A 16,578-nucleotide genomic window follows, 5' to 3' on the forward strand; every position below is an offset into this window, starting at 1 on the left:
ATATAAGACTGTTATGTCAAACAAGTCTATTTAGAATAATCAACCGAACTTATAAATAAGTTCGGTACGGATTGCTGATACTGCGCAAACATTACCATCAATATAACAGGAACAGAACTATGAAAAAACGCATTATCGCCGTAGCATTACTGGCAACGATCTCTTCATTCAGTACGCTTGCAGCAGAACAGGTCTCTAAACAAGAAATCAGCCACTTCAAGCTGGTTAAGGTCGGTACAGTAAATGTGTCCCAGAGTGGCGGGCAGATTTCCTCACCAACTGATTTGCGTGAAAAACTGTCAGAGTTAGCAGATGCGAAAGGCGGGAAATATTACCATATTATTGCTGCGCGAGAGCATGGTCCGAATTTTGAAGCCGTTGCCGAAGTTTATAATGATGCGGCGAAATAAAAATGTTCTGATTACGCCATAGCGATGGCACAGGCATGAAACAATAAGAGAGTGCCGGCAAGGTGCCTATTGTATCACAATCCACTCAGGGCCGTCTGGAAACAGATGCTGGCCCTCCTTTTTTATTAAGTTATAGCAATAAAATAAGAGCAGGTACGCCTGTAAAATGCGCGCGCATAGACACTAAATCCCTTGTGAGTAAGACGGTTTCCCGGGGCTGTTTTAAGGTAATATTTAGTGCGCTTTTACCTGTTTGAACCAGTAGTTTTCCATTTTCATCATCCATTTCCCCTGTTTATTTTTCGGTATTACGCCAGCCCAAAGTAATTGCAACTGTCGGTTATAGGTTCCGATAGCGTGTCCACCATACGCCCCTTCAAATGCTATCACCATTGGCCCCTGCCCTTTTACGCCCTCTTGTCCTTCATGGCAATAAAGCGCGTTGCGGTGAGTCACGTCAAGTTCATACTGCACGTTCAGTTTCACACATTTTTCTCCGCAGGTTTCTACCGGTGGTAATATTGTCATGGTATAAGGCGGGTTATCTGCCGTGGTTTCCCATGTTCCGATCAGGTCTTTGCAGGCGTTTATCTCCGTAGCCCAGGACGCGGCGGAAAATAGCACAAACAAATAAAAGGGTATCAGCTTCATTTTCATCACAGGCTCCTGTTCCTTATGCCTAATCATAAGGATAAATGCCCTGCGATACGTCTTTTTCCCGGAAATGTTGAGCCTTTATTCAGAGAAATGCCGATGAGTGTAACGTCATGTAAGCGGATAGCGCAGTGGAGAAAGCGGAAATGTGGACTTTTTCCGGACAGACGTATGTCGATACGCCTGTCCGAAACAGTTTGACTCCAAGATTACCCGACACAGGCGTACAGTCTAACGACGCATACTTTTTGACAACATCATCTGCCACTTTTGCTCCCGGTTAAGCTCCGTCGGCGGTACCGTCGTCATACGTGGCGTTTTTTCTGCCCCTGCCATTTTTTCCCGGGCGCTATTTCCAATGCGCGCATACAGCTGCGAATCAATACTTTTAATACGCACCAGACGCTGGCACTGACAACCTCGCCCTTCGAGTTGATTAGGAATGGTTTTAGTTTCGCAGTTTATTTCTCCCACTTCTGAAAGAATATAAGAAACCGTGTTTATCGCTTTGCAGTGGTCCATATTAAATTGCTTAGCAATCTCTTTAGCGCTCACCCAACGGTTCTCCGCCATTACCCAATCAGCAATTAACAAATAAAGTGGTTTTTCAACATATTCTTTACTCATAAGCACACCATTTTTACAAATTAAAAAAAATCTCGCTACGGCTTATTTCGGCAACCTTTAAATCACCTCATTAACCATGTTAAAAATGTGGATATAGAGGAATAGTATGCAACTTAACGGTCAATTAGTGTGAGCAAAATCTTGCTTATCAGATTGAAAATACGGTTAACGAAATACTTTTGGCCAGGAATTACCTGATAACGTAAAAAAAAACGGTTCCCTTTCAGGAACCGTTTATACACATGATAATGGATGTTATCTTTCGATGGCCCGACGGGCTATACGTTACTTCTGAATTTGCGCGTGCATCTCCTGCACTGAGATAACTTTTTCCGTAGCGTCCGCATTGAGCGCCATCGCCGTCGCAAAACCGCCGTTCAGCGTGGTGTCATAATGTACTTTATACTGCAGCGCGCTGCGACGAATCACCCTTGAGTCTTCAATCGCCCGGCGGCCAGCGGTAGTATTGATGATATAAGTGTATTCGCCATTCTTGATACGGTCCTGAATGTGCGGACGACCTTCATGCACCTTATTCACCAGACGCGGGTTGATACCGGCTTCGCCCAGCACAATCGCCGTACCGTGAGTGGCATCCAGCTCAAAGCCCTGTTTCAACAGTTTAGCGGCGAGATCCACCACACGCTCTTTGTCGCCTTCGCGTACAGAGAGCAGCGCACGGCCCGATTTCTTCATCGTCGAGCTGCTACCCAGTTGAGCTTTAGCGAACGCTTCCGCGAAGGTGCGGCCTACGCCCATCACTTCCCCGGTAGAGCGCATTTCCGGCCCTAACAGCGGGTCAACGCCGGGGAATTTGTTGAACGGCAGCACCACTTCTTTCACCGAATAATACGGCGGGATGACCTCTTTGGTGATGCCCTGTGCGCTAAGCGTCTGGCCTACCATCACACGCGCCGCCACCTTCGCCAGCGGCACGCCGGTAGCTTTAGAGACGAACGGCACGGTACGCGCCGCGCGCGGGTTGACTTCAATCAGGTAAACTTCGTTGTCCTTGACCGCAAACTGCACGTTCATCAGGCCGCGTACCTGTAATTCAAAAGCCAGCTTCTGCACCTGCTGGCGCATCTCGTCCTGAATTTCCTGGCTCAGCGTGTAGGCTGGCAGGGAACAGGCGGAGTCGCCGGAGTGTACGCCCGCCTGCTCGATGTGCTCCATGATGCCGCCAATCAGCACCATTTCGCCGTCGCAGATAGCGTCCACGTCCACTTCAACCGCGTCATCAAGGAAGCGGTCAAGTAGTACTGGCGCATCGTTAGAGACGCTGACCGCGGTCTGGAAGTAGCGACGCAGATCGGCTTCATCATAGACAATTTCCATCGCCCGACCGCCCAGCACGTAAGACGGACGTACCACCAGCGGGTAGCCAATCTCTTTCGCTTTTTCGACAGCCTGTTCGATGGCGGTGACGGTGGCGTTAGCCGGCTGCTTCAGCTTCAGACGGTCCACCGCGTGCTGGAAGCGTTCACGGTCTTCCGCGCGGTCGATGGCATCCGGGCTGGTACCGATAACCGGCACGCCTGCCGCTTCCAGCGCGCGCGCCAGCTTCAGCGGGGTCTGGCCGCCGTACTGTACAATCACGCCTTTCGGCTTCTCGATGCGCACGATTTCCAGCACGTCTTCCAGCGTCACCGGCTCGAAGTACAGGCGGTCGGAAGTGTCGTAGTCGGTAGAGACGGTTTCCGGGTTACAGTTGACCATAATGGTCTCGTAACCGTCTTCGCGCAGCGCCAGCGAGGCGTGTACGCAGCAGTAGTCGAACTCGATCCCCTGGCCGATACGGTTCGGGCCGCCGCCGAGCACCATGATTTTGTCGCGATCAACGGACGGGTTCGCTTCACACTCATCTTCATAAGTGGAGTACATGTAGGCGGTGTCGGTGGCGAATTCCGCCGCGCAGGTATCCACACGCTTGTAGACCGGGTGCAGGTCGAACTGGTCACGCAGCTTGCGGATTTCCGCTTCGCGCACGCCCGCCAGTTTCGCCAGACGCGCATCGGCAAAGCCTTTACGCTTGAGCTGACGCAGGAAGTCGGCGTTGAGTCCGGTAATACCGACTTCCGCCACTTTCTCTTCCAGGCGCACCAGCTCTTCAATCTGCACCAGGAACCAGCGGTCGATATTGGTCAGGTTAAATACGCCATCAACGGACAGACCGGCGCGGAAAGCGTCAGCGATGTACCAGATACGCTCGGCGCCCGCATCTTTCAGCTCGCGGCGAATTTTGGTCAGCGCTTCCGGGTCGTCGAGGCTCACTTTCGGGTCAAAACCGGTGGCGCCTACTTCCAGGCCACGCAGCGCTTTTTGCAGGGATTCCTGCTGGGTGCGACCAATCGCCATCACTTCACCGACCGATTTCATCTGGGTGGTCAAACGGTCGTTCGCGCCGGCGAATTTCTCGAAGTTAAAACGCGGAATTTTGGTCACAACATAGTCAATAGACGGCTCAAACGACGCCGGAGTGCGGCCACCGGTGATGTCGTTCATCAGTTCGTCGAGGGTGTAACCCACCGCCAGTTTGGCGGCCACTTTGGCAATCGGGAAACCGGTGGCTTTTGAGGCCAGCGCCGAGGAGCGGGATACGCGCGGGTTCATCTCGATAACAATCAAACGACCGTTTTTCGGGTTCACGGCAAACTGGACGTTGGAACCGCCAGTTTCGACGCCGATTTCACGCAGTACCGCCATCGAGGCGTTACGCATGATTTGATACTCTTTATCGGTCAGGGTCTGGGCTGGCGCCACGGTGATGGAGTCACCGGTGTGAATGCCCATCGCATCGAAGTTTTCGATAGAGCAGACGATGATGCAGTTGTCGTTTTTATCACGCACCACTTCCATCTCGTACTCTTTCCAGCCGATCAACGATTCATCAATCAGCAGTTCGTTGGTTGGGGAAAGGTCCAGGCCGCGTTCACAAATTTCTTCGAACTCTTCGCGGTTGTAGGCAATACCGCCGCCGGTGCCGCCCATCGTGAAGCTAGGTCGAATGATGCATGGGAAGCCCACGTCAGCGGCAACTGCCAGCGCTTCTTCCATGGTGTGCGCGATACCGGAACGCGCGGTGTCGAGACCAATTTTCTTCATCGCGATATCGAAGCGACGACGGTCTTCGGCTTTATCAATTGCATCCGCCGTCGCGCCAATCATGGTCACGCCGAATTCTTCCAGCACGCCCTGCCGCTCCAGCTCCAGCGCGCAGTTCAGCGCCGTCTGACCGCCCATCGTCGGCAGCACCGCATCCGGGCGCTCTTTTTCAATGATTTTGCGCACCACTTCCCAATGAATCGGCTCAATATAGGTGGCATCGGCCATTTCCGGATCGGTCATGATGGTCGCCGGGTTGGAGTTCACCAGGATAACGCGATATCCCTCTTCGCGCAGCGCCTTACACGCCTGAGCGCCGGAGTAGTCAAACTCACACGCCTGACCGATAACAATCGGGCCCGCGCCCAGAATCAGGATGCTTTTTATGTCTGTACGTTTTGGCATGGTCTTAATACTCCTGATTACTTAGCGGTTTTACGGTATTGCGCGATAAGCTCGATAAAGTGGTCGAATAGCGGTGCGGCGTCGTGCGGGCCAGGGCTGGCTTCCGGATGGCCCTGGAAACTGAACGCCGGTTTATCGGTACGATGAATCCCTTGTAGGGTGCCATCGAACAGGGATTTATGGGTCACTCGCAGGTTGGCGGGCAGCGTCGCCTCATCCACCGCAAAGCCGTGGTTCTGCGCGGTGATCATCACCACGTTTCGGTCCATGTCTTTTACCGGATGGTTGCCGCCATGATGGCCGAACTTCATCTTAACGGTCTTCGCCCCGCTCGCCAGTGCCAGTAGCTGATGACCGAGACAGATGCCAAATAGCGGAATGTCGGTCTGGAGGAATTTCTCAATCGCCTCGATGGCGTAGTCGCACGGCGCCGGGTCGCCAGGGCCGTTCGACAGAAAGATGCCGTCCGGGTTCATTTTCAGCACCTCTTCGGCAGAGGTTTGCGCCGGAACGACCGTCAGGCGGCAACCACGGTCCACCAGCATACGCAGAATGTTGCGCTTGGCGCCGAAATCATAGGCCACCACATGGAACGGCAGGTCATCCTCAGATTTCGCTTCCGGTAAACCCTCTTTTAGCGTCCAGCTACCCTGCGTCCAGCGGTAGGCTTCCGCAGTGGTCACTTCTTTCGCCAGATCCATACCGTTAAGTCCAGGAAATGCTTTCGCTTTTTCCTGCGCCAGCGCCGCATCCAGATTATCGCCGGCGATGATGCAGCCATTCTGGGCGCCTTTTTCACGCAGCAGGCGGGTCAGCTTGCGGGTATCGATATCGGCAATCGCCACGATATTATGGCGTTTGAGGTAAGAAGAGAGGTCTTCCGTGTTACGGAAGTTGCTGGCAATCAGCGGCAGATCGCGAATCACCAAACCTTGCGCATGAACCTGAGAAGATTCTTCATCGGCTTCATTGGTACCGACATTACCAATATGGGGATAAGTAAGAGTGACGATTTGGCGGGAATAGGAAGGATCAGTGAGGATTTCTTGATAACCGGTCATTGAAGTATTGAAAACGACTTCCCCAACCGCCGAACCTGTTGCCCCAATGGCCCGACCGTGAAACTGGGTTCCGTCTTCCAGAACCAATAGCGCTGACTTAATCAAAACACCCTCCAGAGAATATTCACTCACTTTATTTGCATATTAATTCATTCAGTCAGTATGAAGCAATGCAAATTTGCTTACCCGTGGATTTCTGGCAAACGGCGGCATTCTGAAGTTAAGCCAGATAAAAGTCAACTTAAAGAGGGTGTTTTTTATGTTATTTTGTACATTATAAGTAAGTTATTCGGTTTAACAGGCAAAAAGATCAACTAAGTAACGATAGAAAACGCTTGCGCTTGCTTGAGTTCACAAAAAATTGCATGGCATGATAAAAAGTGGACCAAATGGTCAAATTTCACATTAAACCAACAAAAAACAACAACAAAAAATCATTTAATAACCATTAAATTGAGTAAATTCATAAAAATGCAAAATAAAATAAGTTAACATAAAAAACAACTTAAAAATCAATGAATTATTCAAAATAATAAAAAATCAAATGACAGCAAAGCCATAAAAAAAAACAAATTAATGTAATATAGTAAGGATTACAATCAAAACATGCAGATAAAACCTCTTTTTATTTAAGAGAAGCGCATACGATTGGACCACAACCAGCCCCACTACAGCATAAAAAAGATAACCTATTGAGATAAAAGAGATAAAGCAACATCACCTTAAGAATTAATGTGACCCCCATCACAAAATCTTACCTCCCGGCAGGCCATCATAGCTTTCGTTCGCTTTATCACATTCTTTTAATTCAATAACTTAAGGAAAAAACATGTCTACTGAAGGCAATATTATTATCGATGGCGGTTTTGAAGAGGGGTTTGATGGCTGGGTACTGTCATCGCAGTCATCCATATTTGTCGAAGATGGCGCAACAGGAAATAACCACTTTTGTCGAATCGAGCCCACTAATACCATTACGCAATACTTTACCATTGAGCCCGAAACCACCTATCGACTGACTCTCGCCGTCAGAGGCGAGGCGAAAGGAAACGTCACTATTTCTCAGACTTATCCAGTCCATACCTCTTTTATCTCTGACATTAATACTAACTTAAATGCGGAATGGCACAGGGAAGAGTATGTCTTCACAACCAGCGCTGATACTGGTCGTACCGCGTTCAGGATTTCCGTTCCGTGGAACAGCGCCAACACCCCAATGGATATCGATCTTATCAGCCTGGTCGAGGTGCCTTTTGAATACAGTAAACCGCTGTGGGTGAATATGACTAACGTCAGTTCAAGCAGTAACTTTTTCCAGTTGAACGTCATGACCCGTACTGATGCGCCTGAGGGGCAAATTAACCGCATTTATTGTAATGGCAATTACGTCGCGCAGATGGATGCCATTGGCCCGGATGACTTTAACCAAACCGGCGGCTATTCCAGCTTTGCTGCCGGCGATGTATTCCAGTTCCGCGCCTATAACAGCCTTACCGGAAAAGAGTATTTACTCTGTGAAACCACCTATGAACAGCTTACTGCGAGCGGTGTTTTCAATATTGAATAACCCTCCACGCTTATTTACCAGTAAACATTTTATTAATTCTATTTAAAAGAAATATCTCGTGGCTGGGATTAACAATATTATTATTGATGGTTCCTTTGAGGATGGTTTAACAGAACAGTGGCAAATTGGCTCACTGGTTGAGCTACAAAAAACAAAAGGGCAATAATATATTGCCCTTTGTAATCAATTCATCTTGATTACCATAACCACATCACGAAGGTATTTAGTCCTTATAATACATCCAGGCCCAGCACATCCCGCATGTCAAATAGCCCATTTTTCTTCGTTTTTAGCCATAATGCCGCTCGCAATGCGCCATTTGCAAAAGTCATGCGGCTGGAAGCTTTATGCGTAATCTCTACGCGTTCGCCAATATCGGCAAACATCGCGGTATGTTCGCCGACGATATCACCCGCCCGAACGGTTGCAAAGCCAATCGTTCCCGGCACGCGCTCGCCGGTATGCCCTTCCCGGCTGTATACCGCACAGTCTTTCAGATCTTTATTCAGCGCATGGGCAATCGCCTCTCCCATCGCCAGCGCGGTTCCTGACGGCGCATCAACTTTGTGACGATGATGCGCTTCGATAATCTCAATATCGCTATAGTCGCCCATCACTTTCGCCGCTTTTTCTAGCAGTTTAAGCATCACATTGACGCCAACGCTAAAGTTAGCCGCAAAAACAATGGCGATCTCCTGCGCGGCGTCGCGGATAGCCTGTTTACCGGCTTCATCAAAACCGGTGGTGCCGATCACCATCGCTTTACCATGTTTACGGCAGAATGCCAGATGCGCCAGCGTGCCTTCAGGACGGGTAAAATCGACCAGAACATCGAAATCATCTTTGATGGACGCCAGATCGCTTTGAATGATGACGCCCGTTTTCCCCACGCCCGCCAGTTCGCCCGCATCGCTACCCAGCAATGAAGCCCCTTCACGTTCCAGCGCGGCGCCTGGCTGAATACCCTCCATGTGCAACGCGGCCTGAATTAATTGACGGCCCATGCGTCCTCCCGCGCCGACAATCGCGACGCGGATCTGTGCTTCATGCATAGTTATTCTCTTACGTTAAAATGATGTAAACCGTTTTCAGATTAACCAGCCTCTGAAGAGGCTGCCATCTAAAATCGCCGATAATTAGAAATTAATGATAAACAGGGAGCGATATCAGTAAAAGACATGACGTTACGAAATAAGTAACGTCATGGGGGTATAAGCGAAGAGGTCACGGCGCCAACGCCAGAGTGTCTGCGGCCCATTGTTGAAATCCGGCAACATCAATGTCCAGCGCCACCTGCACGTTTGCCGGTCTTCCCAGCCGCCCCTCAATATCAACGACCGTCGTGCCTGCGGTATATTCCCCCTGCGTTTCCACCGCAACAAAGCAGGGTTTAAGGGTAAATAATTCCGGGCGCGCCAGCCAGGCAATCGCGCAGAGATCGTGCATCCGGACGCCAGTACGCATACTACCGCTGCGATAATGGTTGAACAGGCCGTGCAACATCTTGCCAGTACGATTAAGCGCGGGCAGTTTATCCAAAAACGCCGGCGAGAGCATCGCCTGATTCGTGACGTCCAGCCCACACATCACAATCTCAATGCCGCTACGAAATATGTGGGCGGCAGCTTCCGGATCGACAGCAATGTTAAATTCAGCATTAGGCGTAAAATTGCCGCGCCCTGCGGAACCGCCCATCATCACCAGACGGCGAATGTTAAACGCACACTCCGGATAGTGCATCAGTAGCAACGCAATATTGGTCAATGGCCCAATCGCCACCAATGTCATGGGCTCCGGGGCGTTCATCAGCACATCCCGGATAGCGATAAACGCAGGCTTCGCCAACGGTTGGCGCTGATGGTCGACAAAATCATAGCCTTCCATGCCGGATTCGCCGTGGACGTACGCCGCATCACGTAACGGACGCAGCAGCGGCGTAGCGGCCCCCTGGGCAAGTGGAATATCGCTGTTCCAGAAATGCAGAAGCTGCAACGCATTACGGGTCGTTTTTTCAACCGAGACATTACCTGCGACGGTGGTTATCAGTTGCAGATCAAGCTGGGGGGCGAACAGCGCGGCGGTAATCGCAGCCGCGTCATCAATGCCCGGATCGGTATCAAGTAGGATTGGCAAACGCATATCTGCTCCATAAAAAATGCCAGACAGAGTATCTGGCATCTTCGCATAACCGGAGCATGAAAAATTTACTCTACCTCACGAACCTCCACACGCAGCTCTTTCGGCACTTCGAAAACAATATTTTCTTCGCGCCCCTCAAGCGTGACAGTCTCGCCGCCGCCAAACTCCCGCAGGCGCGCAATAACATTCTGCACCAGAATATCCGGCGCGGAAGCGCCAGCGGTGACGCCGACGCAGGCGGCCTCTTTCACCCACGTTTCCTGGATATCCGCCGCATCGTCGATAAGAAACGCGGTTCTTCCCATCCGTTGGGCCAGTTCCGCCAGCCGGTTAGAGTTAGAAGAGTTTTTCGAGCCGACCACCAGCACCACGTCAGCCTGCTCCGCCAGCGCCCGCACAGCTTCCTGACGATTAGTAGTGGCATAGCAAATATCGTCTTTGCGCGGGCCGACGATTTTCGGAAAGCGTTTACGCAGCGCATCAATCACATCGGACGTATCGTCCACGGAAAGCGTGGTTTGCGTCATGAAGGAGAGTTTGCCTTCATTTTTAACATTCAGCGTCCAGACATCTTCAGGCGACTCGACCAGGTACATCCCCCCTTCCGGGTTGCTGTACTGTCCCATCGTCCCTTCCACTTCCGGGTGTCCGGCGTGACCGATCAGAATAGATTCTTCACCACGGCGGCTGGCGCGGGCCACTTCCATATGGACTTTCGTCACCAACGGGCAGGTGGCGTCAAAAACGGTAAGATCGCGGCTTTTCGCCTCGTTACGCACTGCCTGGGAAACCCCATGAGCGGAGAAGATCAGAATGGCGCCATCCGGTACCTCACTGATTTGTTCTATAAAGATCGCCCCGCGCTTGCGCAGGCTGTCCACCACATAGCGGTTATGCACCACTTCGTGCCGAACGTAAATTGGCGCGCCGTAAATGGCGAGCGCATTTTCAACAATGCTGATAGCGCGGTCTACCCCGGCGCAAAAACCGCGTGGGTTGGCCAACAGGATCTGCATGTTTATGCCTCCAGCGCCGGATCGATTTCCAGCACTTCAATATCAAAATGAACGGTACGCCCGGCCAGCGGATGGTTAAAATCAACGGTAATCGAGTCGCCGTTGATTTCGCGAATCACGCCAGGCATCTCGCTGCCATCCATTGCGGTAAAAAGCATAATCGCCCCGACTTCCGGTTCGCCCGCCGCCATAAATTCACGGCGCGAAAAATACTGGATCAAGTCCGGGCTGGGTACACCAAACGCGGCGTCAGGCTCCAGCGAAAACGCTTTCTTTTCCCCCTCTTTCAATCCCAGAAGCTGCTGCTCCAGACCTTCGGAAAGCGAGGTATCGCCAAGACGGAACAGGGCAGGCTTGCCATTGTTGCGGGTAGATTCCGCCGTTGAGCCATCATCCAGTTTCAGGGTGAAGTGAACGAGGATCGCGCTGTTGCTCTGTACGGATTTAGACATGCAAATTGCTCACGTGTTTTGCCCGGAGGCACAAAGAACGATAAAACCGTAGGCTGGATAAGGTGTTTTCGCCGCCATCCGGCACAACGTTTGACTGATGGCGCTGCGCTTATCAGGCCTACAAAACCTGATAAGCGCCACCCGGTATTTACGCTTATGCCTGTTCTTTCGCTGCTGGCTTCGGCAAAAAGCCTTCCAGTACAATCAGCGCCGCGCCGAGACAGATCGCGCTATCGGCAAGGTTGAAAGTCGCGAAATGCCAGTCGCCGACGTAAAAATCGATCATATCGACAACGAAACCGTGCCACAGACGATCGAACAAATTACCCAGCGCGCCGCCAATAATGAGCGCATAAGCGATGTTATTCAGCTTCTGCGTCGCTTTCGAGCGATACATCATCACCAAAAGAATTACGCAGATACCTATCGCAATCCCGGCAAAGAACCAGCGCTGCCAGCCGCCGCTATCCGCCAGGAAGCTAAAAGCCGCGCCGTAGTTACGCGCATAATGCAGATTAAGCGACGGGAACAGCCCTACCGTATCCCCCAGAGCGAAATTCTGGAGGATCAGGTATTTGCTGCCCAAATCGATAATCAGCACGACTACTACCAGCCATAGCCAGCGTAGTCCTGTTGAACAGAGTGGTTTACTCATCAGGCAAATTTACGTTGTTCGCCATTACCGGCGATGTTGCTGACACAGCGTCCGCAGATATCTGCGTGTTCCGCCACCTTGCCGACATCAGTAGTGTAGTGCCAGCAGCGCGGACACTTATCACCCTCGGCACGCGTTACCACTGCCTGAACTGTCGTATTACCAGCATTGTACTGAATATTTTCATCATCAATACCCCCCGCTTGCTCAGAAATCACGAACTGGGAAGTAATGAAGATAAATCTGACCTCTTCACCCAACAGTTTCAGCTTCTTGATCGTACCGTTAGCATCGTCAACATATTTCAGCGTTACTTTTGCTTCCAGATTCGATTTGATGCCATTGGCTTTCTGATTTTCCAGCTCTTTGTTGACCTGGTCCTTGATATAACGGACATCATCCCAGAATGCGTCATTAAATTCTTCATTCTCTTCCAGGCCAAACAACCCGTCGTACCATTCGCCGGTGAAGACATATTTTTCACGCTCGCCCGGCAGGTAGCCCCAGATTTCATCAGCCGTGAAGGACATGATCGGCGCCATCCAACGGACCAGCGCCTCCGCGATGTGATACAGCGCGGTCTGGCAGCTACGACGCGCGATGCTATCGGCCTTCGCGGTGTACTGGCGATCTTTAATGATGTCGAGGTAGAACGAGCCCATTTCAACGGAGCAGAAACGCATCAGGCGCTGTACCACTTCATGGAAGTCGTAAGCTTCGTATGCCTTCAGAATCTCTTCCTGCGCCGTTTTCGCGCAACCCACCGCCCAGCGATCCAGCACAACCATCTCTTCCGGTTTGACCATATCGGTGGCCGGATTGAAGCCATTGAGGTTCGCCAGCAGGAAGCGCGCGGTATTACGGATACGACGATAGCTATCGGCGGCGCGTTTGAGGATCTCGTCAGAGACCGCCATTTCGCCGGTATAGTCAGTAGACGCCACCCACAGACGCAGGATATCCGCGCCCAGTTTATTCATCACATCCTGCGGCGACACGGTGTTACCAATGGACTTGGACATCTTGCGACCCTGACCATCGACGGTGAAGCCGTGAGTCAGTACCTGGCGGTATGGCGCTTTGCCTTTCATCGCCACGCTAATCATCAGGGAGGACATAAACCAGCCGCGATGCTGGTCAGACCCTTCCAGATACATATCGGCAGCGTGACCGGCGAATTCCGGACGTGCGTCAACCACGGAGTAACTGGTGGAACCGGAATCAAACCAAACGTCCAGCGTATCCGGAACTTTCTCGTATTGATCAGCATCTTCGCCGAGGATCTCTTTCGGGTCGAGATCCCACCACGCCTGGATACCGTCAACTTCGACGCGTTTCGCCACCTCTTCCATCGCCGCCAGAGTACGCTCAATCGGCAATAGCTCCTGCGTTTCTTTATGCACGAACAGCGACATCGGTACGCCCCAGGTACGCTGACGTGAGATACACCAGTCAGGACGGTTAGCGACCATTGATTCAATACGCGCCTGACCCCAGTCCGGGATCCACTGAACGCCTTTGATCTCTTTCAGGGACTGTTGACGGAGCCCTTCTTTATCCATGCTGACGAACCACTGCGGGGTCGCGCGGAAAATGATCGGCGTTTTGTGACGCCAGCAGCACGGATAGCTATGCTGCATTTTTTCGACATGCAGTAGCGCGCCTTTTTCTTTCAGCAGTTCAATAACGATATCGTTCGCTTTGAAGACGTTAACGCCGTCAAGCGTTGGATATGTGCCAGGCAGATAAGCGCCGTCCGGCCCAACCGGGTTAGCGGTTTCCAGGCCATATTTTTGACCGATCACGTAGTCATCCGGGCCGTGACCAGGCGCGGTATGTACCGCGCCGGTACCCGCGTCAAGGGTGACGTGATCGCCGAGGATCGCTGGCACGTCAAAGCCCATAAACGGATGGGTAAAGCGCAGCAATTCCAGCTCAGCGCCCTTCACTGTGCCAAGAAGGGTGTAGTCCGCCGCGCCGATACGTTGCATCACGCTCTCTACCAGATCTTTCGCCAGGATCAGCGCCTGTCCGTCAACCTGCACCAGATCATAGTCAAACTCCGGCGCAAGGGAGATGGCGCGGTTAGCCGGCAGCGTCCACGGCGTGGTCGTCCAGATAACCAACGAGATCGGGCCGCTCACGCCAGGCAGACCAAACTTCGCTTTCACCGCATCCTGATCGACGGCGCGGAACGCCACGTCGATAGAGGGCGACGTTTTGTCGTAATATTCAACTTCCGCTTCCGCCAGCGCAGAACGGCAGTCAACGCACCAGTGCACCGGCTTAGCGCCTTTGTGCAGATGACCGTTGCGGATGATTTTGCCCAGCGCGCGGATGATGTTGGCTTCGGTTTTGAAGTCCATCGTCAGATAGGGATGCGACCAGTCGCCCAGCACGCCCAGACGAATAAAGTCTTTACGCTGACCGTCAACCTGAGTGGCGGCATATTCGCGGCACTTGGCGCGGAATTCAGCGGCGGTGAATTTCTCGCCCGGCTTACCGTACTCCTGTTCGACTTTCAACTCGATAGGCAGACCGTGACAGTCCCAGCCCGGCACGTAAGGCGAGTCAAATCCCGACAGTCCTTTGGACTTCACGATAATGTCTTTCAGAATCTTGTTAACTGAGTGACCAATATGAATGCTGCCATTCGCATATGGAGGGCCATCATGCAGAATGAAGGTTTTTTTGCCTTTTTTGGCTGCACGAATGATGCCGTACAGGTCATCATCGGTCCAACGCGCCAGCATTCCCGGTTCACGCTTAGCGAGGTCGCCGCGCATCGGGAACCCTGTTTCCGGCAAATTCAGGGTCGATTTATAGTCACTCATCAGATTCTCGGTTCCGTATTTCGGTTTGATAAACACCGTCAGGGTTATACCTGCCCGGCTAGCCCAAAAAACTTGCGGGCCGTTAACTCATCGCGTGCGATTTGCGCTTTTAGCTCATCAAGCGACGCAAATCGCTGCTCATTACGTATCTTTTTACGCAGTATTACATCTATATGGCGACCATAGAGGTCCATTACAACGTCCAGCAGATGCACTTCCAGTTGTTGACGCACGCCAGCCACCGTTGGACGAGTGCCAATGTTCGCCACGCCGGGTAACGGCTTATCGCCAAGCCCGGTGACTTCCACCGCATAGACCCCTTTTACCGGGGAGACCTGACGGCGCAGCGGTAAGTTCGCCGTCGGGAAGCCAATGGTACGTCCCAGCTCGTCACCATGAACGACACGCCCGGAAATAGTAAAGGGATGTCCCAGCAGGCTTTCGGCAAGCGCCAGGTTATCTTCCGCCAACGCCTGTCTCACTGCAGTGCTACTGATACGCACGCCACCTTCACAAAAGGTTTGGGTGCTGGAAACCGCAAAACCATACTCCGCCCCCGCCTTCTGTAATAACAAGAAATCGCCCGCGCGGCTAGCACCAAAGCGGAAATCATCGCCGACGGCAAGAAATTGCACGCCAAGTCGCTCCACCAGAAGTTCGCTGATAAACGTTTGTGCCGTCAAAGCGGCAAAGCGACGATCGAATTTCACGCACAGCACATAGTCCACGCCGCACTGCGCGAGGTAATGCAGTTTTTCACGCAGGCGCGTCAGGCGGGCGGGCGCTTTATCCGTCGCGAACAGCTCCAGCGGTTGCGGTTCGAAAATCATGACCACCACCGGCAGACCGAGTCTGCGTCCTTCTTCCTGCAGACCCTGCAGTAGAGCGCGATGCCCCCGATGTACGCCGTCGAAATTACCAATGGTCAGCACACACCCATGCGGGGCCTGACTGAGATTATGTATGCCGCGTATCAGCTTCATGTCTGACTCAAAACAGTGAAAATCGCAAGAGTATACCTTGTACAGCGGTCAAGGTTAACCGGCGATTGCCCTGATGAAACATAAAGAAGATGCTTTTCATCGCCATGCGGCAAACTCCGCTCCAAAACCCGCCGCTTAATGTAATTTTTATCATGGAAAAGCTGTATTCACAGGCGCCAAGCTGGTAGAATCCTGCGCCATCACTACGTAACGAGCGTCGCCACATTAACGGCGCTTATTTGCACAAATCCATTGACAAAAGAAGGCTAAAAGGGCATATTCCTCGGCCTTTGAATTGTCCATATAGAACACATTTGGGAGTTGGACCTTGGCTAATATCAAATCAGCTAAGAAGCGCGCCGTTCAGTCTGAAAAGGCTCGTAAGCACAACGCAAGCCGTCGCTCTATGATGCGTACTTTCATCAAGAAAGTATACGCAGCTATCGAAGCTGGCGACAAAGCTGCTGCACTGAAAGCATTTAACGAAATGCAACCGATCGTGGACCGTCAGGCTGCTAAAGGTCTGATCCACAAAAACAAAGCTGCACGTCATAAGGCTAACCTGACTGCACAGATCAACAAGCTGGCTTAATCGCCCGTTCGTTGACGCTTTGTGAAAAAACCCGCTTTCGCGGGTTTTTTTATACCTGCCGGATGGCAGCGTAATAAA

At 51.9% G+C, this 16,578-nt stretch carries 15 protein-coding genes; 3 read left to right on the plus strand and 12 right to left on the minus strand.

The window, feature by feature from the left end; translation table 11 throughout:
• The first annotated feature begins 119 nt into the window (after nucleotides 1–119).
• On the plus strand, nucleotides 120–410 hold the full coding sequence (srfN, locus tag F4V72_RS10055; protein WP_023245664.1) for a DUF1471 family virulence protein SrfN: 291 nt from the start codon (nucleotides 120–122) through the stop codon (nucleotides 408–410).
• A 234-nt stretch (nucleotides 411–644) separates the two neighbouring features.
• Here the strand turns inward: srfN and F4V72_RS10060 are convergent, their stop codons facing one another.
• The 4 genes from F4V72_RS10060 to carA all read right to left on the minus strand — a co-directional run bounded on the left by F4V72_RS10060 (nucleotide 645) and on the right by carA (nucleotide 6,367).
• Nucleotides 645–1,061: a hypothetical protein gene (locus F4V72_RS10060; protein ID WP_162786046.1), complete on the minus strand. Its 417-nt coding sequence runs from the start codon at nucleotides 1,059–1,061 to the stop codon at nucleotides 645–647.
• A 234-nt stretch (nucleotides 1,062–1,295) separates the two neighbouring features.
• The gene (gene caiF / locus F4V72_RS10065; RefSeq protein ID WP_023245662.1) at nucleotides 1,296–1,691 is read right to left on the minus strand and encodes a carnitine metabolism transcriptional regulator CaiF; all 396 of its coding nucleotides are present in this window, start codon (nucleotides 1,689–1,691) and stop codon (nucleotides 1,296–1,298) included.
• Between the two features lie 285 nt (nucleotides 1,692–1,976).
• A complete protein-coding gene (gene carB, locus F4V72_RS10070; protein WP_053509920.1) occupies nucleotides 1,977–5,201 on the minus strand; it encodes a carbamoyl-phosphate synthase large subunit in 3,225 nt (1,074 codons plus the stop codon).
• A 17-nt stretch (nucleotides 5,202–5,218) separates the two neighbouring features.
• Nucleotides 5,219–6,367, minus strand: a complete 1,149-nt coding sequence (carA, locus tag F4V72_RS10075) for a glutamine-hydrolyzing carbamoyl-phosphate synthase small subunit (RefSeq protein ID WP_063390105.1) — start codon at nucleotides 6,365–6,367, stop codon at nucleotides 5,219–5,221.
• A gap of 724 nt (nucleotides 6,368–7,091) precedes the next feature.
• Here carA and F4V72_RS24125 point away from each other — a divergent pair.
• Nucleotides 7,092–7,829, plus strand: coding sequence for a hypothetical protein (locus F4V72_RS24125; RefSeq protein WP_023245659.1), 738 nt, complete (start codon nucleotides 7,092–7,094; stop codon nucleotides 7,827–7,829).
• Nucleotides 7,830–8,059: 230 nt separating this feature from the next.
• On the opposite strand, the gene dapB is transcribed toward F4V72_RS24125, so the two are convergent.
• From dapB to F4V72_RS10125, 8 genes are all read right to left on the minus strand, one after another.
• Entirely contained in the window at nucleotides 8,060–8,881 is an 822-nt protein-coding gene (gene dapB, locus F4V72_RS10090) for a 4-hydroxy-tetrahydrodipicolinate reductase (protein WP_150342447.1), read from the minus strand.
• A 172-nt stretch (nucleotides 8,882–9,053) separates the two neighbouring features.
• Nucleotides 9,054–9,968, minus strand: coding sequence for a ribonucleoside hydrolase RihC (gene rihC / locus F4V72_RS10095; RefSeq protein ID WP_023245656.1), 915 nt, complete (start codon nucleotides 9,966–9,968; stop codon nucleotides 9,054–9,056).
• A gap of 65 nt (nucleotides 9,969–10,033) precedes the next feature.
• Complete coding sequence (ispH, locus tag F4V72_RS10100) at nucleotides 10,034–10,984, minus strand: 4-hydroxy-3-methylbut-2-enyl diphosphate reductase (protein WP_023245655.1); 951 nt, start codon at nucleotides 10,982–10,984, stop codon at nucleotides 10,034–10,036.
• A 2-nt stretch (nucleotides 10,985–10,986) separates the two neighbouring features.
• Nucleotides 10,987–11,436 (minus strand): FKBP-type peptidyl-prolyl cis-trans isomerase, encoded by a 450-nt coding sequence (fkpB, locus tag F4V72_RS10105; protein ID WP_000047271.1) that lies wholly within the window; start codon nucleotides 11,434–11,436, stop codon nucleotides 10,987–10,989.
• Between the two features lie 154 nt (nucleotides 11,437–11,590).
• Nucleotides 11,591–12,091: a signal peptidase II gene (lspA, locus tag F4V72_RS10110; protein ID WP_023245654.1), complete on the minus strand. Its 501-nt coding sequence runs from the start codon at nucleotides 12,089–12,091 to the stop codon at nucleotides 11,591–11,593.
• Nucleotides 12,091–14,925: an isoleucine--tRNA ligase gene (gene ileS, locus F4V72_RS10115; RefSeq protein ID WP_070803685.1), complete on the minus strand. Its 2,835-nt coding sequence runs from the start codon at nucleotides 14,923–14,925 to the stop codon at nucleotides 12,091–12,093. Before ileS ends, lspA begins: the two co-directional genes overlap by 1 nt.
• A 44-nt stretch (nucleotides 14,926–14,969) precedes the next feature.
• The gene (gene ribF, locus F4V72_RS10120; protein ID WP_053509913.1) at nucleotides 14,970–15,908 is read right to left on the minus strand and encodes a bifunctional riboflavin kinase/FAD synthetase; all 939 of its coding nucleotides are present in this window, start codon (nucleotides 15,906–15,908) and stop codon (nucleotides 14,970–14,972) included.
• Between the two features lie 7 nt (nucleotides 15,909–15,915).
• The gene (locus tag F4V72_RS10125) at nucleotides 15,916–16,134 is read right to left on the minus strand and encodes a DUF2575 family protein (protein WP_023245651.1); all 219 of its coding nucleotides are present in this window, start codon (nucleotides 16,132–16,134) and stop codon (nucleotides 15,916–15,918) included.
• A 102-nt stretch (nucleotides 16,135–16,236) separates the two neighbouring features.
• On the opposite strand from F4V72_RS10125, the gene rpsT reads away from it, so the two are divergent.
• Complete coding sequence (rpsT, locus tag F4V72_RS10130) at nucleotides 16,237–16,500, plus strand: 30S ribosomal protein S20 (RefSeq protein ID WP_001518655.1); 264 nt, start codon at nucleotides 16,237–16,239, stop codon at nucleotides 16,498–16,500.
• Nucleotides 16,501–16,578 lie beyond the last annotated feature (78 nt).

Origin of the sequence: Salmonella enterica subsp. diarizonae (assembly GCF_008692785.1) — a bacterium.
GTDB lineage: Bacteria > Pseudomonadota > Gammaproteobacteria > Enterobacterales > Enterobacteriaceae > Salmonella > Salmonella diarizonae.